20 protein-coding genes are annotated in these 18,605 nt (G+C 51.1%); 17 read left to right on the forward strand and 3 right to left on the reverse strand.

The window, feature by feature from the left end; translation table 11 throughout:
• Window position 1 precedes the first annotated feature (1 nt).
• The 13 genes from CHH67_RS06315 (at window position 2) to CHH67_RS26485 (ending at window position 11,407) form a co-directional block, all read left to right on the forward strand.
• A complete protein-coding gene (locus CHH67_RS06315; RefSeq protein WP_179292068.1) occupies window positions 2-1,933 on the forward strand; it encodes a DUF2264 domain-containing protein in 1,932 nt (643 codons plus the stop codon).
• 90 nt (window positions 1,934-2,023) lie between these two features.
• A complete protein-coding gene (locus CHH67_RS06320; protein WP_095264401.1) occupies window positions 2,024-3,853 on the forward strand; it encodes a hypothetical protein in 1,830 nt (609 codons plus the stop codon).
• Window positions 3,854-3,912: 59 nt separating this feature from the next.
• The gene (locus CHH67_RS06325) at window positions 3,913-5,043 is read left to right on the forward strand and encodes a glycoside hydrolase family 88 protein (RefSeq protein ID WP_095264235.1); all 1,131 of its coding nucleotides are present in this window, start codon (window positions 3,913-3,915) and stop codon (window positions 5,041-5,043) included.
• Between the two features lie 170 nt (window positions 5,044-5,213).
• Entirely contained in the window at window positions 5,214-5,759 is a 546-nt protein-coding gene (locus CHH67_RS06330) for a nucleotidyltransferase family protein (protein ID WP_095264403.1), read from the forward strand.
• Between the two features lie 148 nt (window positions 5,760-5,907).
• Window positions 5,908-6,660, forward strand: a complete 753-nt coding sequence (locus CHH67_RS06335) for a GNAT family N-acetyltransferase (protein WP_095264236.1) — start codon at window positions 5,908-5,910, stop codon at window positions 6,658-6,660.
• A 69-nt stretch (window positions 6,661-6,729) separates the two neighbouring features.
• Window positions 6,730-7,167, forward strand: a complete 438-nt coding sequence (locus tag CHH67_RS06340; protein WP_141235839.1) for a hypothetical protein — start codon at window positions 6,730-6,732, stop codon at window positions 7,165-7,167.
• Between the two features lie 312 nt (window positions 7,168-7,479).
• Window positions 7,480-8,127: a FusB/FusC family EF-G-binding protein gene (locus CHH67_RS06345; RefSeq protein ID WP_095264238.1), complete on the forward strand. Its 648-nt coding sequence runs from the start codon at window positions 7,480-7,482 to the stop codon at window positions 8,125-8,127.
• 159 nt (window positions 8,128-8,286) lie between these two features.
• A complete protein-coding gene (locus tag CHH67_RS06350; protein ID WP_095264239.1) occupies window positions 8,287-8,793 on the forward strand; it encodes a DUF4275 family protein in 507 nt (168 codons plus the stop codon).
• A 72-nt stretch (window positions 8,794-8,865) separates the two neighbouring features.
• Window positions 8,866-9,090, forward strand: coding sequence for a hypothetical protein (locus tag CHH67_RS06355; protein ID WP_095264240.1), 225 nt, complete (start codon window positions 8,866-8,868; stop codon window positions 9,088-9,090).
• Window positions 9,091-9,194: 104 nt separating this feature from the next.
• Window positions 9,195-9,719, forward strand: coding sequence for a P-loop nucleotide/nucleoside kinase family protein (locus tag CHH67_RS06360; protein ID WP_095264241.1), 525 nt, complete (start codon window positions 9,195-9,197; stop codon window positions 9,717-9,719).
• 94 nt (window positions 9,720-9,813) lie between these two features.
• Entirely contained in the window at window positions 9,814-10,302 is a 489-nt protein-coding gene (locus CHH67_RS06365) for a GNAT family N-acetyltransferase (RefSeq protein WP_244908105.1), read from the forward strand.
• Window positions 10,289-10,978, forward strand: coding sequence for a class I SAM-dependent methyltransferase (locus tag CHH67_RS06370; RefSeq protein ID WP_095264243.1), 690 nt, complete (start codon window positions 10,289-10,291; stop codon window positions 10,976-10,978). Before CHH67_RS06365 ends, CHH67_RS06370 begins: the two co-directional genes overlap by 14 nt.
• Window positions 10,979-11,269: 291 nt before the next feature.
• A complete protein-coding gene (locus CHH67_RS26485; RefSeq protein ID WP_218832006.1) occupies window positions 11,270-11,407 on the forward strand; it encodes a hypothetical protein in 138 nt (45 codons plus the stop codon).
• Window positions 11,408-11,520: 113 nt separating this feature from the next.
• Here the strand turns inward: CHH67_RS26485 and CHH67_RS06375 are convergent, their stop codons facing one another.
• The gene (locus tag CHH67_RS06375; RefSeq protein ID WP_095264244.1) at window positions 11,521-12,087 is read right to left on the reverse strand and encodes an NADPH-dependent FMN reductase; all 567 of its coding nucleotides are present in this window, start codon (window positions 12,085-12,087) and stop codon (window positions 11,521-11,523) included.
• Window positions 12,088-12,103: 16 nt separating this feature from the next.
• Window positions 12,104-13,162, reverse strand: coding sequence for an LLM class flavin-dependent oxidoreductase (locus CHH67_RS06380; RefSeq protein ID WP_095264245.1), 1,059 nt, complete (start codon window positions 13,160-13,162; stop codon window positions 12,104-12,106).
• 143 nt (window positions 13,163-13,305) lie between these two features.
• Between CHH67_RS06380 and CHH67_RS06385 the strand changes: the two genes are divergently transcribed.
• Together CHH67_RS06385 and CHH67_RS06390 are read left to right on the forward strand one after the other, a co-directional pair.
• Window positions 13,306-13,677, forward strand: a complete 372-nt coding sequence (locus CHH67_RS06385; protein WP_095264246.1) for a winged helix-turn-helix transcriptional regulator — start codon at window positions 13,306-13,308, stop codon at window positions 13,675-13,677.
• Window positions 13,678-13,763: 86 nt separating this feature from the next.
• Entirely contained in the window at window positions 13,764-14,549 is a 786-nt protein-coding gene (locus CHH67_RS06390) for a GNAT family N-acetyltransferase (RefSeq protein WP_244908106.1), read from the forward strand.
• A gap of 56 nt (window positions 14,550-14,605) precedes the next feature.
• Here CHH67_RS06390 and CHH67_RS06395 read toward each other — a convergent pair whose 3' ends face one another.
• A complete protein-coding gene (locus CHH67_RS06395) occupies window positions 14,606-14,872 on the reverse strand; it encodes a hypothetical protein (RefSeq protein WP_095264248.1) in 267 nt (88 codons plus the stop codon).
• A 993-nt stretch (window positions 14,873-15,865) separates the two neighbouring features.
• On the opposite strand from CHH67_RS06395, the gene CHH67_RS06405 reads away from it, so the two are divergent.
• Both CHH67_RS06405 and pelA read left to right on the forward strand, forming a co-directional pair.
• Window positions 15,866-17,104 carry an RICIN domain-containing protein gene (locus CHH67_RS06405; protein ID WP_095264250.1) on the forward strand — a complete coding sequence of 413 codons (1,239 nt, stop codon included), beginning with the start codon at window positions 15,866-15,868 and terminating at the stop codon, window positions 17,102-17,104.
• Between the two features lie 293 nt (window positions 17,105-17,397).
• Window positions 17,398-18,363: a pectate lyase gene (pelA, locus tag CHH67_RS06410; RefSeq protein ID WP_095264251.1), complete on the forward strand. Its 966-nt coding sequence runs from the start codon at window positions 17,398-17,400 to the stop codon at window positions 18,361-18,363.
• Window positions 18,364-18,605: the final 242 nt, after the last annotated feature.

Genomic DNA, 18,605 nt, shown 5'->3' on the forward strand with positions numbered 1-18,605 from the left:
GATGGCATGCAATACGGGGGATAAGGATATCCGTGCAGCGCTGGCGGCGAATCCGCTTCGGTCCCGCGAGGACATGGAAGCCCTGCTTCAGCAGCTGCTTGCACCTTTGGAGCCGTACTACAGTCAGGGGAAGGCCCGGCTTGCGCTGGGCCACTCCGGAGCGAGCTATCCATCCGTCATCGCTGAGATGGAAGCGTTCTCTCGGGTGCTGTGGGGACTGGTGCCTTTGCTCGCCGGCGGGGGAGAGAGTGAGTTGTGGGAGCATGTACTTGAAGGCATTGCCAACGGTACGGACCCTGAGCACGAGGAGTACTGGGGCGTTGTTTCGGACTATGACCAGCGGTTGGTGGAAATGGCGGTGTTCGGTTATGCGCTGGCCCTGATTCCGGATCGAATCTGGAAGCCGCTTGGGGAGAAGGCGCGGCATAACCTGTACACCTGGCTTCATCAAATCAATGCGCATCCTTGTCATGACTGCAACTGGCTGTTCTTTCAGGTACTGGTGAACATCGGATTCCACAAAGCCGGTCTTCCCTATGATAAAGCGCAGCTGCAGCGGAATTTGGAGCGGCTTGACACTTTTTATCTGGGGGACGGTTGGTACAGTGACGGGCCGGAGGGGCATAGCGATTATTACGTGCCGTTTGCCTTTCATTACTATGGTCTGCTTTATTCCAAGCTCATGTCCGGGGAGGATCCGGAGCGCGCGGCGCTGTACCGGGAGCGGGCGAATGCCTTTGCTCCGCATTTCATGGCCTGGTTCTCCCCGAACGGCGCGGCGCTTCCTTATGGACGCAGCCTGACGTACCGCTTCTCACAAGCGGCGTTCTGGGGGGCGATGGCTTTTGCGGATACGGATGGAGTGGCACCGGGCGTGTTAAAAGGGCTGCTCCTCCGCCATTTGCGCTGGTGGTTCAGCCAGCCGATTGTGGATTCCGGAGGGCTCTTGTCCATTGGATACGCCTACCCGAATTTGGTGATGGCGGAGAACTACAATTCGCCAGGCTCTCCTTACTGGGCGCTCAAGGCGTTTCTGCCGCTGGCTTTGCCTGCTGACCACCCGTTCTGGGTCTCGGAGGAGCAGCCTTTACCAGAGATGGCTGTCGTGGACGTTCAGAAGCCCGCTCATCTGGTATTGGTGCGGGATCCGGTATCGGGGCATGTGGCGGCATTCAACAGCGGGCATGCCGGGACGAATGAACATACACATACGTCGGCCAAGTATGAGAAGTTTGTGTATTCGACGGGGTTCGGGTTCAGCGTGCCGCGCTCCGAGTGGGGGTTGTCCCAGGGGGCCTTTGACTCCATGCTTGCCCTGAGCGAGGGCGGGGACAATCTGTACCGGGTGAGACGACATAATAGGAGCACTTTGATCGAGGAAGATCTGCTCCATGCCGTGTGGAAGCCATGGTCCGATGTAGAGGTCAGCACATGGCTCATCGCAGGGCTGCCGTGGCACATCCGGATTCATCGGATCGCGACCCAGCGGGTGCTGGATGCAGCCGAGGGAGGATTTGCGCTGGGTATTGAGCAACCGCCCCTTCAGCGCGTCGGGGATGACGAAGCCTGGGCAGGGAGTGCCTGGGGCATCAGCGGGGTGAGGAGCCTGCTTGGCTATGACGGGGCCCGCCTCATCTGGCCGAATGCGAATACCAACGTGCTGCGGCCGCGCACCGTGATTCCGACGCTGACCGCTTCGCTTCAGCCCGGCGTTCACTGGCTGGCCTCTGCTATATACGGCGATCCGGTGATGGATAAGACAGAAAGCGGCCGCGCTTGTGCCAAGCAGCCATTCGTTCTGACTGAAGATGGGCTGGACGATTTGCCGCAGATTGGGCTGAAGGTGGAAATCGGTCAGGATGATATGATCGTTTATAGCGGGCGGGACAAGAAGATCAAGCTTAGGCTGCCGCTAGATCGGCAGCAATTCTAAAAGCACGACGATGATCGTGATCTCGCTTTGTTATCGACTCAGCTTCCCTAGATTTAGATGAGGAAAGGAATCGTCATGGACAATCCGAATATGAACAGAATCGGGCAGCGCCAACTATCGGATGTGGTTGAGAGGATGGTACCTCCAGGGCTGCATTTCTATTACCCTGACGGGGATGGACCGGCATTCTGGCAAAGGGTTAGGGAAAGCAAGGCGTACGCTGCTGATGTAGCCGAAATCAAGGCGGAAGGCAAGCGCCTTCTGGGGCAAGCGGTCCCGGAGCTAACCTATGCCTTGTTCTCCTTGTATGCGAAGCAGGGTTCGAGACTGGAATATGAGCGGGTTTATTTTGAGCGGAGACGGCGGCTGAACACTTTTGCGCTGTTAGGTCTGCTGGAGCCGGAACGCGAGGATTATGTGGAGGAGCTGCTGAATGCGGTTTGGGCGATTTGCAGTGAACTGACCTGGTGTCTGCCTGCGCATGTTGGCGAGCGGCGTCCGGTTGCGGATACGATAGATCTTTTCTCGGCGGAGACCGGGTTTACACTCGCTGAGCTTACGCTGCTGCTCGGGGATCGGCTGCCGAAGATGCTGAAGGCGCACATCCTGGAGCTGGTGCACCGCAGGCTGCTTCTGCCATTCCTTGAGAAGGGCCCGTATGAATGGGAGGAAGCTGAGCATAACTGGGCGGCAGTATGCGCGGGATCCATTGGCGCTGCTTCCCTGTTGCTGCTGCAAGAAGAGCGGGAGCAGGACCTGCTGGTCCGGATTCTGGAGAAAACCGAGCGCAGTATGGCCTGTTACCTGAAGGGCTTCGGGGAAGACGGGGGATGCCTGGAGGGGCTTGGCTATTGGAATTACGGGTTCGGTTATTTTGTGTATTACGCGGATCTGCTGTTCAAGCGTACTCAAGGGGAGCTGGACTGGTTCAGCCTCGAGAAGGTTGAGGCGATTGCGGGGTTCCAGCAGAAGTGTTTCCTGGGCGGAAACGCCGTCGTCAATTTCTCGGATTCATTCCCACATGAGCAGGTGCAGCTTGGGCTGTCCCGTTATCTTGCCGGCCGTTATGACAGCGTGCAGTCGCCACCGTCCGCGCTTCGAGCAGACTACCGGAAGGATCATTGCAGCAGGTGGGCAACGGCCCTTCGCAATTTGCTGTGGCGGGAGCAGGCCAGCAACGTACCGGATTGGCCTCCCGGAGACTACATGCTGGAGGATGCCGGCTGGCTGATCTCCCGCACGGTATCGAGCGCCGGAATCTTCGGCTTCGCTGCCAAGGGCGGTCATAATGACGAGCCGCATAACCATCTGGATCTCGGGCAGTTTATGCTCGCAGGAGACGGGGAGTTTTATCTATCGGATCTGGGCTGTGGAGAATATACGAAGGATTACTTCGGTGCTGGCCGTTATCTCTACGATTGCAATGGTGCTCAGGGGCATTCGGTTCCGATCGTGAACGGCTGTCTGCAAGCTGCGGGAAGGCAGCGGAAGGCATCTGTCGTGGAGCAGGCGATCAGCGGTCAGGAGGCTCGGCTTACGATTGAGCTGGCCGCCGCCTATGAATGCCCTTCGCTTCAGAGCTTGCGGCGCACCTGGCGGTGGCATAAGCATGAGCTTCCGTGCCTGGAATTAAAGGATGTATTTGTGCTGACTGACAGACCGGACGCGCTGCTGGAGCGATTCGTGACGCTGATTCGACCGGAGCAAGCGGAGGATGACGAAGGGCAGCTGCTGCTGGACCGCGGGACGCTTGCATTGAAGCTCGCCTATGACCGGGAGCTGCTGCGGCTGGAGGTGACCGAACGAATCTGGCGCAATCATGATGGGGAGGACGAGGTATGGTATACGCTGGATTTTCATGTGCTTCGGCCAGAGCGGCATGTGGAATTGGACTTTATATTTCAGTTTGTAAGACGCTAAACAAGCAACAGGCTGACGCTTAGTGACGCAGGGGATACGGCAAATGAGAAGGGAGAGGGATGGAAATGGTGAATGCGTGGGTGGATGAAGCGTGGCAGAGGTCGCTCGACAAGACGCTGCGCAATACGACTAGGATCGGTTCGGGGTTTCCGCATGCCAGTCAGGACGGTGTATACCAGCTGGCGGAGCCGGCTTGGTGGACCGCCGGTTTCTGGCCGGGGCAGCTGTGGCTGTTATATGCCCAGAGCGGGAAGGAAGAGCTGAGAGCACTGGCCGAAGCGTGTGAGGCGAAGCTGGACGAAGTGCTGGACGGATATGTGTGGCTGGACCATGATATCGGGTTTATGTGGACGTTGACGAGCGTGGCTAATTACAAGTTGACCGGCAGTGAGGCTTCACGGATCAGGGGCTTAAAAGCAGCGAACTATTTAGCCGCCCGCTTCAATGTCAAAGGGCAATACATCCGGGCCTGGAATCCATGGTCGGAAGGCGAACGCAACGAGGGATGGGCGATTATCGACTGCTGTATGAACATGCCGCTGCTGTTCTGGGCATCGCGCATCAGCGGTGATCCGCGGTATGCGCATATTGCCGAGGCACATCTGGATACGGTGCTGAAGCATTTTATCCGTGCGGATGGTTCCGTATATCATATCGTGATTTTTGATCCCCATACGGGAGAAAGACGGAAGGCGGTAGGAGGACAAGGCTATGCGCCAGAGTCAGCTTGGTCGCGGGGAGCGGCATGGGCGATCTATGGTTTGACGCTGGCTTATCACCATACCGGCAAGGACGAATATTACCAAGCAGCCACACGGGTGGCGAACTTCTTCCTCAGCAGGCTGCCGGAGGACCAGGTGCCGGCTTGGGATTTTCGTGCTCCGGAGGAGCTGCGCAGCTTGCGGGACACCTCGGCTGGGTCATGTGCCGCAAGCGGTCTGCTTCTTCTCGCGGATAAAAGTGAAGGCGGAGATGCCGAAGCTTACCGAGCAGGTGCTGTGCGAATCCTGAAGTCGCTATACGAAAATTACGGCGCCTGGGATCGTCCGGATGAGGAGGGGCTGATCCTGTCCGGCACCAGCAATTACCCGCAGGGCACCAATATAGACGTTCCGCTGATTTACGGCGATTTCTACTTTGTAGAGGGTCTGGCGCGATTGAAAGGGTATGGTCCGTTCTACTGGGAGTAACAAGCTTTACCAGGGATACCTGGATGGATGACCAATCTTCTGGCCTGGACGGGATAATCTGGCAGTATTCACACAACCGTCAGGCTCACTAAGGAGGAGGACATCAACTAAGTGATACAATAGCGTTAACGAGAAGAGCTTCACGGAATGGAGGTGCCTTTTTGCAGCGGATGGAGGATCGATTGCAAGCCTGCCTGTCAGAGCATGCATCGCTGATATCAGACCTGAAGCGGGTCAGAGCGCTGGAGCTGCCGGACTGGTGCATCGCCGCAGGATATATCCGCAACTACGTGTGGGACCGATTACACGGTTACGACGTCCGGGATAACCACAGCGATATTGATGTCGTCTATTATGATCGCCAGAATCTGTCCGAAGACAGAGATCGCTTGCTTGAACGGCATTTGCGCGAAGTGACCGGAAACGGGAAGTGGTCGGTTAAAAATCAAGCCAGAATGCATGTGAACAATGGGGACTCGCCGTATGCCGATACTGCGAATGCGATGGCGCATTGGCCGGAAACGGCCACAGCGGTTGGGGTTCGCCTGGACGAGCGTGACCATCTGGTTCTGGTTGCGCCGTATGGTGTGGATGATCTTTTTGAATTGAAGGTGAGACAAAGCCCGCTGTTCAAGAAGAGGGATGTATTCCTGAATCGCGTACAGAAGAAGGGATGGCTGGAGCTGTGGCCTCAGCTGACCTTGATTGCGGATTAGCGGTATTTTTCTATCAGTATGGGGAGCGCCATTGCAGAGGAGGTAGATGAGGAGCTTTTTCATAAGGAGCCTTATGATATCCATATGATCAAAGAGCTATAGCAAACGGGTGTCTATATCATAACCAACGGATCGAGGAGGAGCCGGGTTGATCGAAATTGTCGAGGTAACGGCGGATAATATCCAGGACAAGGGTTTTTTCTGCATGCGAAGCAAACCGAAAACGGAGGGCTATCAACGAAAGCAGGAGTGGCTGCTTCGCCGATTTGAGGAAGGGCTGAAGCTGAAGATCATCGAGGAAGATGGTTATCCTCGGGGTTTTATGGAGTACACCCCCATTGAGTTTGCCTGGCGTGGGGTTACCGGGGAGAATTATTTGTTTATCCACTGTCTGTGGATTGTAGGCCGGGGCAAAGGCAAAGGATACGGCAAGCAGCTGCTGAATGATTGCATAGAAGACGCCAGGCGCAGCCGTAAATCAGGAGTTTCCATCATGACAAGCAGTCAGACCTGGTTGGCTGACAAAAGCTTTTTTACTAAACAAGGGTTCGAGCTGGTCGATCAGACTCCGTCTGGCTTCGAGCTGCTTGCAAGGCGATTTGACGATTCTCCTGTGCCCCGGTTGGTTCATGGATGGGAGGAGAGGGCTGCCAGTTATCGTGAAGGCTTGACCATTCTGAAATCGGACCAATGCCCTTACATTCAGGATGCGGTGACAACCATCGTGGAGGTTGCCCAAGAACGAAATATACCGATCCAGGTGATGGATATGGAAAGCTCGGGGGACGCGCAGCACGCTGTATCGGCCTACGGGTCGTTCAATGTGATTTATAACGGCAAGCTGCTAACCTACCATCCTGTAACGAAAAGGGAGCTGTATAAGCTCCTGGACCAAGCGTAGGGCTGGAGATATTCCCGAAACTAAGGTGAATCTATGGAATGTGTGAAAAGGGTCGTATTGTTACTCACCATGTTGTTTGCCATTATGGGATGCCAAAGCGGTAAAGGCATTTCCGTCGAACAGGTGGAGGAACTGCTGGAGGAGCGTGCCTATCAACCATTAAAGCTGAATCAAAGCCAGAACTTTGAACACCAAGAGCGGCCCTGGCTCTGCTTATGTTCCGAGCTTAATGGCCAGCAGTATATCGTGGTCATCTCTCCCTCTGCTGAATGGACCGAGATTCCGCTGGGAATGGAAGGGCGTTTAACCTATGAGCAAATTGCAGAAGTTCTTGTACGAGAAGGCTTGGTGTCGGATATAGAGCGTATGGACCTGAATAATCTCAACCCGGGGTTAACGGATGACACCCCTATTCACTGGTATTATCATGATGTGTCTGGCGATAGATTGCACAGATTTGATCTGGAGGGTGAGCGGATCTCTCAAACCTCATTTTCTGGAAGGTAGCTACCTTTCGTTTAAGGCGATGCACTGCTCGAAAGAAATCAAAAGAAGTCAAAAGAAGTCAATCAAATTGCCTCCCTCGTTTCCTGCTGCTATACTTTTGCGTATGAGATAGGATTGGGGGTAGGTTTTGTGGCAGTGTTAACTTGCTCATTTGCTAGGAAGTCCTCATGCAAAGCCTGATTTGGGGCGATACTTTGCGTGAGGTGCGGTTAGGATGAAATTCGATCGCCCAAACTTCATATTATCGTTTCTAATGATTGGCTTTGCGCCTTATTGAATTTTTTAAAATCATAATAAGGGGCGTAAAAAGCGATGAGCACACCATTTATTAGAAACCATCAGTACAACGTCATTAAGAAACAATCCGAGTTCCTCCTGAAGACATTGCGATCTGTTGCGGATCGGGGAGTGTTGGAGACGGTAAGATACAGTGCCGTGACGAACATTGTGGAGGCTTTTCCTGTTGTCACCGAGGAGCAGAGACGGATGCTGGAATCCATATTGGCCTGCGAGACGGCCTATGATTTCCAGAGCTATCTGAGCGGGTTTGAACGGTATTTGGAGCCTTTCCCGGCGATTACGGAGAAGCAGATCCAGAAGCTGTTCCCCAAGAGCAAGAAGCTGAAAATACCGGATCTCCCATCGGTAGATTTCCGTTATATCACGTATCTGAGCTGGGTGGATATTGCCACGAGCAGGTTGTTTATTGTCTATCCGCTAGAAGGCCAGTTTGTGGGCATTGAGGGGAGAATTACGCCGACCAACAAGAAAGGCTACTGCATGTTCTGCAATCGGCATCAGGAGCTGGCGTTCTTCTCGGTCAGAACCAAGCCGTCCCACCCTTCGCCGGATAATATCTCCGCGATCGGTCAGTACGTATGCATGGATAACCAGGCTTGCAATCAGAGCATTACCGATACCGAACAGCTTGAGAAGTTTATTCTTCATGCGAGGAAATAACATCATAGATAAGAACGAGACTGCCATTTTTATGGCAGTCTTTTTATAACGTTTTTGATACCTTTACAGATCCATTAAATGGTATCATATGGAAACGAAAAGAAACGAAGGTCACGGTCAGGAGCCATAGCGAGAACGTCACTGCAGGAGGAGCTTATTATGAAGATAAGGGATGCCATCAATGAGATATTGGATGAACTGCCGGATGAGGAGCTGCAGAAGCTGTATTGGTCTATTCGGATTTTTCATGAACATTATGCCTTCAACAGAACCATACAGGATAAAGGTGTGGTCATCTCTCCGCTGTACGAGGATAGAGAACATATCAAAGCATGTTGGGACAAAGCATTTGCTCATCATGTTCCGGACGAGATCAAGGAAGCCATCCACTATGACCAATACAAGTGGCATCTGTTCAGCTATGAACAGGCCGACTGTCTTCAGGCCGAGGAGGCCAGAGCAGCCTTCGATTCGATGATGAAAGGTGACTTGTATGTGATGTATCAGCATGGGCCTGATGTATTCCTATATGAGCATGCGAAGGATCTGATATCCACGGATTTTGATGCACAGCAGGATATCTATGTTTTTGACAGGGAATTTAGCTGGACCTATATACACACGCATGAAGCTATGTGCGGGCCCTATTTTGCAACCTCGAAATAAAATGGTGTAGAGCGGAGGGGTTATGATGAAAGGAAGCAGCGATACCTACTCTTTGTTCTGGTTATCGTAGTAGTGACCGGATGCTCGGGACTGGGTGGTGAGGCTGCCGGGGATCGCGAGCGGGTTGTTCTGGTGGAAGAGGAAGCATTAGCGGCAGAGTTCGGTGAATTCGCGCAGCTCCCATGGTCTAAGGACATAATTCCACACATCGACTGGGCGCTGACAGGAACGTTTACATCGAATGGTTATGAGATGAGAGGGCGTGAGGGACAGGTCGGATTTCTTGATATAGGCTAGCGGGATGTTCAACAAGGCATTCACGCTGCTCATGCTTCTGATCAAGGCAAACTTTCTTCGCTATGTAAAACGATGGGAGCGAACATATAAAGCGGGGTGCTTTCATGTATTTTCTTCAAATGTCGGGTTTCCCCGGTTCCGGGAAATCGACGCTGAGCAGACGAATCGCCGCCATGACGGGGGCGCTCATTATTGATCATGATGTTTCCAAAACCGCACTATTAAAGGCGTCAGAGGGCGAAGGAATCGAATTGAGGACACTCGGCAGGCTCTCATACACGGTGGATTGGGCATTGGTTGAGTTTTATTTATCACAAGGGTATGATGTGATTTTTGATAGTCCATGTTTATATTCCGAGATGATTGAGAATGGCATGAATCTAGCGGAAAAGTATGGAGCTACATATAAATATGTGGAGTGTCTATTTCATGATTTCAACGAAATCAACCGCCGATTGCGGACCCGCCAGCGGATGATCAGCCAAATCTCGGAGACGGCGGAAGCCGATTTTATAGCTGCCATTCAGGACAGCAAGCGGCCTCCATCCCATATCAAAAGCTTGGTAGTGAATTCTTCCCAGCCACTCGACAGTTATATCCAAGATGTGTTGGATTATATCCGGGAATAGCATGCGTTCACTCACGAGCTGGTTGATAGATTAAGGTGTTATAAGAATTATAATAGGAATGAGGATAACCATGACAGAATATCGATTCCACCCAATGACTGAGGAATATGCAGCCGAAATCTCGACTTGGAAATACCCGGAGCCTTACTCGTTATACAGTATGGAGCACAGTGATGAAGATATCGCTGAACTGATGAATGGAGATTATTTCTACGCTTTGGATATGCAGAATGCTCTGGCAGGATTTATATGCAAGGGCAATTCAGCCCGGGTTCCCGGCGGGGTACAGGCCGGCCTCTATGATGATGCTGATGTTATGGATATGGGGCTGGGGTTAAGACCCGATGTCACAGGGAGGGGGAAGGGACGGGACTTTCTGCTGGAGGGAATCGCCTTCCTGAAGGAACGGTTTGAGCCTAAGCGGCTCCAGCTGGTCGTCGCTCTGTTTAACAAGAGAGCGATAGCCGTTTATGAACGGTCGGGATTTGTGAAAGGCAAAAAGTTCAGCAGCAAAGTCGGCGAGCGCGATATGGAGTTTGTAGCGATGCATTTTACAGGGGGGATAACGGATGACAACACATGAAGAGATCTATGCAAACCAAGCGGTTGCTTATGATTTGATGATTAGCCGGCAGCCTGATTTGACCGAAGTGATAAGTGAGATCAAAGGTTTTCACGATCTGGATGTACTTGATCTGGGGGCAGGGTCTGGGAGGTTGGCGATGATTCTTGCCCAGAAGGCCCGTTCATTGGTGTGTACGGACCGTTCTTCTTCGATGCTGGACTTATTAGAGCGTAAGTTCATTCAGCAGGGAACGGCTCGTCACTGGCAGACTGTTGTGGCTGATCACCGTCAGCTTCCTATTCCGGACGAATCCGTAGATTTAGCGGTTTCCGGTTGGAGCATCAGTTATTTAACAAACTCGGGCAACCCGGAATGGAGAAGCAATCTTGAACGTATAATGTCAGAATTATACCGTGTCGTCAGGGTGCATGGAACGATCGTCATTTTCGAGACGCTGGGTACGGGGACGATAACTCCAGATCCCCCAGAAATTTTGAAGCTATACTACAGTTCTCTTGAAAAGGACTACGGATTTCAACATACATGGATACGCACGGATTATACATTCCGGGACGTGGAGGAGGCGAAGGAGAACATGGCCTTTTTCTTCGGTGAAAGTATCGCACATCAGATTACGGTCAATCAATGGTCAACCGTGCCAGAGTGTGCGGGGGTGTGGTGGAAGCACTTGTGAGCGGCACTACAATAAATTCTCCATGATCATAACATCGATCAGCATGCATTAATAGAACACATCACCATTTCTCAGTCGAACTCACTCATGTAAGAAATGACCTCATCTCCATATGTGTTCATTAATGATCAATGGTTGTTGCTACGAATTTTCCTTCTGCGGGTCAGCGATAAAATGTCTACTCTTCGATCCGAGGTATCGGTGTTTTTTGTACTAGCTTCAGTTTGATTAAGGGCTGGATTTGACGGCTGAGCGTCGTAATATCGATGCCGAGCGTCGGCTATTAGCTTCATGGACGATCTATTGTTGACGATTCATCTCATACAAGATGTGACTCTGGACAGGAGACAGATCGATATCGCCTACGCAGCCGCCGAAGCTCCGGGTATGGGTGCTTACACATGGTACTTGGAGCTGTGCCTCGAATAAGTGTATGAAACTCGAATAAGTGTATGAAATAAAAAAGAACCCGCTAATGGCAGCGCTTTGGCTGATCATAGCGGGTTCTTGTATGGCGAGGCGGGAATATACGCCAGTCCTTGCTAGAAATCGTATGCAGCTTCCTTCGTCTCCCGGATTTGCGCATGGGTCTCGGTCAGCGTGACGGTATCCTCAACCAGCCGCTCAATGCGGAATTTCACATCATCGTTGACGATCTGTTTGCGCATAAAATCCTTTTCCTCGATAAATACATAAGTCTGAACGATATGGGCCTTCATATAAGCCAGAATCGGCTTCAGCTGCTGCTCCGGCATTAGAAAATGCTTGGGGGACCCAGCGGTCACAATCATGCTGACCACTTTATCCAGCAATGCGTTCTGCGGAAGCAGATCAAAAATGTTTTTCAATGTAGCAGGAATGGATGCCTGAAACACGGGGGTCCCGATCATCAGTGCGTCGGCGCTCATGATCGCGCTTGTCACATAGCCGGTGTCCCCTGGATATTCCAGATAGTTTCGACCGTCACTGAATTGCACATCATATTCGGCAAGGTCGATCATCGTGGCGGTTACGTCAGGATATTTGTCGGCCAGGACCTGCATGGCTTCATTCATGGCTGTTCGCGTCTTGGAACCGACGATGGAACCGGATAACAATACAATGTTCATCTGCCGGGCCTCCTATTCATGGTTTAGCTGTATATTTTCGAATGGCAGGTAAAATTTCGGTGCCGATTAACTCGATATTTCGCTGCAGCTTATCAAACGGCATGCCGCCAAAATCAATCTGGGCGATATAGCGCTGGTGACCGAACATTTCATGCTGGTACAATATTTTCTCGATGATTTGCTGCGGACTGCCGATATTCATAATGCTGCGTGTGTCGATGCCCTGGGCAAACAGCTGCTTGGAGAAGCCTTGTCCGTTCGTTTTCTTCATGCCCTCGTTGATATAGGGGTACAGCTCCTGCAGCGCTTGCTGCGATGTATCTGCCGCATAGAAGAAGCCTGCGGTGGCAACCGGCAGCTGAGCGGGGTCATGCCCTGCCTGACGGGCCGCTTGGCGGTAAGCGTCAATCGTCTGCTTGAAGACGGATACGGGGCCGCCCAGATGCGCCATAAACATCGGAACACCGGCCATCCCGGCTTTGATGGCACTGGCAGGACTGCCGCCGACGGCCCGCCATATCGGCATCGAGCCGCCTTGCGGTCGTGGTAGCACCTTCGCATTGCGCAGTGGGGCACGATACTCTCCGCTCCAATTCACAATCTCCTGCTCGTTGATTTGCAGCAATAGCTCGAATTTTTCCTCAAACAATTCTTCATAGTCCCGAACATCGTAACCGAGAAGCTCGAACAGGCCGATTCTCGAAGCACGCCCTGCGACGATTTCCGCGCGCCCCCCCGAGATCAGATCGATGGTGGCAAAGTCTTCATAGACGCGAACCGGATCTGACGTACTGATAATGGTGGAGGAGCTGGCAATTTTGATCTTCCGGGTGGCCTGCGCGATCGCCGCCAGCACTACCGAGTGAGCCTGGGTCGCAAAATAATCCTGATGGCTTTCACCCACACTAAAGAAATCGAGCCCTGCCTGTTCTGCAAGCTTCGCGTATTCAATAATCTGATGGATTCGTGCCTGGGTCGATATCCGTTCTCCCGTATTCGGATCGGGCAGATGGTCGCCCAGTGTATATATGCCAAACTCCAGTCCCTTGTGAGGGTTCAGACGGTATTGTTCCATGATGTCATCACCTCTTGGTTTATGGTGTTCATTCTTGACGGGACTATGCCCTTCATGCTGCTATTATATAAGTCATTATTGTTGATAGTAAGTACACACTTAAAAGTGGTATAGTATCTAAAAAGATACCAAGGAGGTTTCCCATGGAAAAGCAACCTGATCTGTGTCGTGTTGAGGACGCCTTGGACATATTGGTGGGGAAGTGGAAGCCGATTATTCTATTGCATCTGCTTCAGCAAGGAACGAAGCGCTTCAGCGAGCTGAAGCGGAGTATGCCGGGGATCACGCAGAAAATGCTTACCCAAAAGCTGCGGGAATTAGAGGAGGAGGATATCGTGGAGCGTATCGTGTATCCGGAAGTCCCGCCGAAGGTCGAGTATTCGATCACGGCGTATGGAAGAAGCCTGGAGCCGATTCTCGAAGCAATGCATGAATGGGGAACGAACCATATTGTGCACAAGATTCGGAAGCAGGAAGGGATGAATAAAGCGGGATCCCAAGAAGAGCGCAAGTAGATATCGTCTGCAAGGAAAAGGGCGACCTATCCGTACATAATGAGGTGATGAGGTTGAATATGCGACTGCCTTCTCCAGAACTAATCATGCAGATTGAACAGTCAGAGAAAGATTATATGAGCGACAGAATGTTAGCGATTCAAGAGCGAGAAGGGAATCCGGAAGGGATTGAAATGGTCCGTTTCGGGCAAGCGCTGTGTTTATATAGCCGGACGATGCCCTGGCCTTCTTTTAACACGGTGAAAGGAATGACATCTGAGGATCGGATTTATCTGGATGAGATCATAGCCTTCTACAGAAGCCGGGGGCGGAAGATGCAATTTGAAATGGTCCCGACCAGAGTGGATGGCCATCTGTTGGCCGAGTTAACCCGCCGCGGATTGTACCCATCGGGCTTCCATGCCTCCACCTATGGTGTCCCCTCTAAGGAACTGCTGAGCAGGCCGGATCATATTGAGATTAGGAAGGTCGAAGAGGGGGACTTTAGGACCTATGCGGCCATCCATTGTCGCGGGACAGGACTGCCGGAAGAGGGGATTCCGCATGTGGCTCGCAATAATCGTGTATTGTGGCGGCGGCCGGGCTGGGAATTTTACATCGCCTATGTTTCCGGGCAGCCTGCGGCAGCGGCCGTCATGTATATCCGGGATGGCATCTGCTCATTGACCTTTGCGGCGACTTTGCCGGAGTACAGAGGACAAGGTCTGCATCAGCTTCTGCTGAATACCCGAATTGCGCGGGCGTATCAGCAAAATTGTGAGCTGGTGGTTGGCCAGTGTGCTTTCCTGTCTCAAAGCCATCGCAATATGGAGCGGGCCGGGATGAAGCTGGGTTATGTCAGGACGACATGGACAGAATCGGAGTCCAATTGAAATCTTTATTTAAAAGGTCACGTTGTAGTAATATCTTCGCTAAATTCGTTAGTAACTTAACTGATGAAGAAATCAGCAGTGTTAGTAAGTTCGCGGATAGCGATATGTTTTCCTACTGGGTTATAAACGATATTGAGTTCCTGGCGGCTATTGAGATGGTGCTTGATTACAAGGGCGCGCATTTCAAACCTTTGAGAAGTGTAACTCAGGCTGTTTCTGTTCTTTACTAGAGCGTTTTCTTTTTTATCTTTTGCAGCGAGTATCGTTGACATTAATGAAATGACAAGAACAATGAACAAAAGGCGGACAAAAGCTTTTTTCATTCCTACTCCCTAAATATGGTATGATATTACAGGAATATCCTACTATTTGGATACTATATGTAAATAGCTTCCTCTGGCTATTTGAAGAAACGGAGTGTCGGAATGTATGAAAAAGTTTAGGATGTTGGATTATATTATATTTTTTACCGTTCCCCTTATTTTAACACTTCTGAATATTGCGGGGACAAATTCAATTATAGGGGCTGTTGTGGCTTCGGTTATTATCTCTATTTTTGTTAGTTTTATTTTTGGCACGATTACGAATGTAGTGTTTAAAAATAAGTCGGTTAAATAGACACGTCAAAGGCTTAATATGCTTGGACCTGTGGCTGCTATTGAAATAAAGTTTCTAAACTATATTGCGGGTAAAAACTTGTTGTGAACAGCGAAATGGCTGGGGTCTGTACCCAGCGTTGTACCCCACAGGGAGCAAGCCGGGAAACGCTGCTGAAGCGGCTGAAGAGTAGAGGCGACCATGCACAGTCATGGCCTGCCCAGCAAATTGACCGCTGTGTATCCAGCTTGTCTGAGGACATGTTTCGCATGCATCTTCATACGGATGATTTAACACCGGAACAGGTTATTGAGCGGATTGCAGGGGCGTGCGGGATTGAGATCCAGCCCGATCCTCGTGGGCGATTTCGAAGGAAGCTAGATCGGTTTATCACGAAAATAAGACATATTCGATTCTAGCATTGTGAAATGAGTCAAGGCTAATTGAAATCGTTGCTTACTGAACCCGGCTTTGGATTGTCCAAGGGCGGGTTTTTGCTGTGATATGTAGGGCAGCTCCAGGTGTGGACCGTTTAGCGATTCTACCCCCGCTTTAAATTCCAAAAATAGGTTGTAAGCGCATTATTATCTATCTTATAATGAGATTACATAAAATGATAGAAATAGAAGATGATACAGTCATCCAAGTGTCGATTAGCTTCAGGGTGCAGTGTGTGTAGGGAATTTGCAAGGCAATATTTCATTAAAGGAGCGATTGAAATGTTGAAACGAGGTAAACCGTTGTGCCTATTTCTGATGTTTACACTCCTCTTTGCTTTCGTGCCTGCTGGAAACGCCAATGCTGCACCTAACTGGAGTTTGGTCTGGAGTGACGAATTCAATGGAAATTCGCTGAACCCGGCCAACTGGACCGCCGAGATCGGGACTGGGAGTGGGGGCTGGGGCAACAACGAGCTGCAGTATTATACGAGTCGCCCTCAGAACCTGCAGGTGAGCGGCGGCAATCTGATCATTACAGCACAAAGGGAGTCATACGGAGGGATGAATTACACCTCTGCACGAATCAAAACCCAAGGACTGCAGAGCTTTACGTATGGCAAGATCGAAGCGAGAATTAAGCTGCCGTCCGGACAGGGACTGTGGCCAGCATTCTGGATGCTTGGGGAGGATTTCAGCTCGGTAGGCTGGCCGTACTGTGGTGAGATCGATATTATGGAGCGGGTGAACAATAATCCGCATGTGAACGGAACGGTCCATTGGGATGCGAACGGTCATGCAGAGTACGGACGGACATCGGGGAATCTGGATTTCTCGCAATATCATACCTACAGTGTGGAATGGGACCCGAATTATATTCGCTGGTTCGTCGATGGGGTCCAATATAACGAGTTCTACATTGCGAATGGAACTGGGAACACGGAAGAGTTTCAAAGACCATTTTTTATTATTCTGAACTTGGCGGTAGGTGGCAATTGGCCAGGGAGCCCGAATGCATCGACACCATTCCCGGCTCAGATGCTGGTAGACTACGTACGCGTTTACCAGGATAGTAACCTGTCCAGTATTGTGAATGGTGGCGTGTATACTTTGGCGTCCAAAGCCAGCGGCAAAGTGCTGGACGTGGCTGAAGTGTCGACAGCAGATGGGGCGAAGATGCAGCAGTGGACGAATTTCAACAGCAACAACCAGTGTTTCAGATTAGAGAGTACGGGAGACGGCTACTACAAGCTGGTAGCGATGCACAGCGGGAAGGTGGTTGATGTGCCCAGCTCCAGCAGGAATAGTGGCGTGCAGCTCCAGCAGTGGACCGATAATGGCACCGATGCCCAGCGATGGCGAATCGTCTCTGTAGGCGGGGGATATTACAAACTGGTGTCCAAGGCGAGCGGACTGGTGATGGATGTGTCCGGGGCTTCCAGGGCTGATGGGGCAGCTGTACAGCAGTGGGAGGACAACGGATCCGATGCCCAGCTGTGGAAGTTTACGAGATTGAATTGAAACTTGCTGCTTGGGAAGATGAACGTCACTGCACCGTGGATAGAGAAACCCGGAAGTTTGAAGGGTTTCTCTTTTTTGCATGGACAGATGCAGAGTAGTATTTTACAAATAAATATACTATAGACATAATATTACATCTAAACTATACTTATAGTAAGCGCTTACAATCATAGATATATCTTTTACTTACCTTTACTAGCAACTATTGTATCCCCCTACCATTTCCCGAAAGAGGTGATGCTTCCTATAGCTGTACGTGTCGCTGGGTTGTATTCCATTACAGAGGAGATGTGATGATGAAAAGAACGCTCTCAAGGTATGTGTCGGCGATTCTGGCCTTCACTGTGGTGCTGTCCGCGGTTGGACTTCTGCTGCCGCCGGTGTCGCCCGTGTCCGCGGATGGTGACGGGACCACGGCCAGCATCGAGCAAATTTTGAGGAATCAGAGGCCGGACGGCGGTTGGCGGAAGGATTATTCTGTAACGAGCGGAGAGTGGGCAAAGTCCACAATAGACAATAAAGCAACCTATACGGAAATCAGAAGATTGGCAGCAGAATACACCAAAACGAGGGATAGCCGATATTCGGACGCAGCGGTAAGAGGGATCCACTTCCTCTTGAATATGCAGTATGCGAATGGCGGCTGGCCGCAAATTTATCAGGGCACAGGCTATCACCGCCATATTACGTACAATGATAATGCGATGATTAACGTGATGATGCTGCTGGATGATGTAGCCAATCGGAGGGGCGATTTCGCCTTTGTGAACACTTCTTTGGCGGATCAGAGTAGAGCAGCGGTTACTCGAGGAGTAGATTGTATATTACGAACCCAGGTCGTTGCAGGCGGCCGGTTGACTGCATGGGGACAGCAGCATGACTCTGTAAGTCTGGCGCCAGCGGGAGCGCGCTCCTATGAAGTGCCTTCCCTTACAGCAAGTGAAAGTACAGGCATTGTACGTTTTCTGAAAACAAGACCTCAAACCTCACAGATCAGAGCCTCCATTCAAGCCGCCGAAGCCTGGTTCCAGACGGTGAAGATCACGGGGATTCGTGTAGTGAAAACCAATGATGATGTCATCGTGGTTGAAGATCCGAGTGTAACCACGCCGATCTGGGCGAGGTTCTATGAAATTGGAACCAACCGACCTATCTTCGTCGGTCGTGACGGCATCGTAAAGTACAGGCTCAGTGAGATTGAGCAGGAACGGAGAACCGGCTACAACTGGTACGGCAATTGGCCAGCGAGTCTTTTCTAGAATCTGAGGATACAGTGTAAGGGCATCGCTTGTTGCGGTGCTCTTTTGCTGCTGGGATGCGACTGCCTCTCCATGACAAGCATGTCGTAACAAACTGCCCAAACTGGAACAGCGTGAGCTCTTTTTCGAATGATTGCCGGATGTGTCCTGAATTCAGGTGAATTTCGTTCCTGCCGTTTTTGGCAATCCTCCATCTGCCGCATATGATGATTATAAAGGTCAGATAACGTCAAATAAAGGGG

Source organism: Paenibacillus campinasensis (assembly GCF_002272015.1).
Taxonomy (GTDB): Bacteria; Bacillota; Bacilli; order Paenibacillales; family Paenibacillaceae; genus Paenibacillus_AQ; species Paenibacillus_AQ campinasensis.

Bases quoted from the DNA above. Each gene is read 5' to 3' on its own strand.
- CHH67_RS06315 (WP_179292068.1), top strand. From the start codon at position 2: ATGGCATGCAATACGGGGGATAAGGATATCCGTGCAGCGCTGGCGGCG.
- CHH67_RS06320 (WP_095264401.1), top strand. From the start codon at position 2,024: ATGAACAGAATCGGGCAGCGCCAACTATCGGATGTGGTTGAGAGGATG.
- CHH67_RS06325 (WP_095264235.1), top strand. From the start codon at position 3,913: ATGGAAATGGTGAATGCGTGGGTGGATGAAGCGTGGCAGAGGTCGCTC.
- CHH67_RS06330 (WP_095264403.1), top strand. From the start codon at position 5,214: ATGGAGGATCGATTGCAAGCCTGCCTGTCAGAGCATGCATCGCTGATA.
- CHH67_RS06340 (WP_141235839.1), top strand. From the start codon at position 6,730: ATGTTGTTTGCCATTATGGGATGCCAAAGCGGTAAAGGCATTTCCGTC.
- CHH67_RS06345 (WP_095264238.1), top strand. From the start codon at position 7,480: ATGAGCACACCATTTATTAGAAACCATCAGTACAACGTCATTAAGAAA.
- CHH67_RS06350 (WP_095264239.1), top strand. From the start codon at position 8,287: ATGAAGATAAGGGATGCCATCAATGAGATATTGGATGAACTGCCGGAT.
- CHH67_RS06360 (WP_095264241.1), top strand. From the start codon at position 9,195: ATGTATTTTCTTCAAATGTCGGGTTTCCCCGGTTCCGGGAAATCGACG.
- CHH67_RS06365 (WP_244908105.1), top strand. From the start codon at position 9,814: ATGACTGAGGAATATGCAGCCGAAATCTCGACTTGGAAATACCCGGAG.
- CHH67_RS06370 (WP_095264243.1), top strand. From the start codon at position 10,289: ATGACAACACATGAAGAGATCTATGCAAACCAAGCGGTTGCTTATGAT.
- CHH67_RS26485 (WP_218832006.1), top strand. From the start codon at position 11,270: ATGGACGATCTATTGTTGACGATTCATCTCATACAAGATGTGACTCTG.
- CHH67_RS06375 (WP_095264244.1), bottom strand. From the start codon at position 12,087: ATGAACATTGTATTGTTATCCGGTTCCATCGTCGGTTCCAAGACGCGA.
- CHH67_RS06380 (WP_095264245.1), bottom strand. From the start codon at position 13,162: ATGGAACAATACCGTCTGAACCCTCACAAGGGACTGGAGTTTGGCATA.
- CHH67_RS06385 (WP_095264246.1), top strand. From the start codon at position 13,306: ATGGAAAAGCAACCTGATCTGTGTCGTGTTGAGGACGCCTTGGACATA.
- CHH67_RS06390 (WP_244908106.1), top strand. From the start codon at position 13,764: ATGCAGATTGAACAGTCAGAGAAAGATTATATGAGCGACAGAATGTTA.
- CHH67_RS06395 (WP_095264248.1), bottom strand. From the start codon at position 14,872: ATGAAAAAAGCTTTTGTCCGCCTTTTGTTCATTGTTCTTGTCATTTCA.
- CHH67_RS06405 (WP_095264250.1), top strand. From the start codon at position 15,866: ATGTTGAAACGAGGTAAACCGTTGTGCCTATTTCTGATGTTTACACTC.
- pelA (WP_095264251.1), top strand. From the start codon at position 17,398: ATGATGAAAAGAACGCTCTCAAGGTATGTGTCGGCGATTCTGGCCTTC.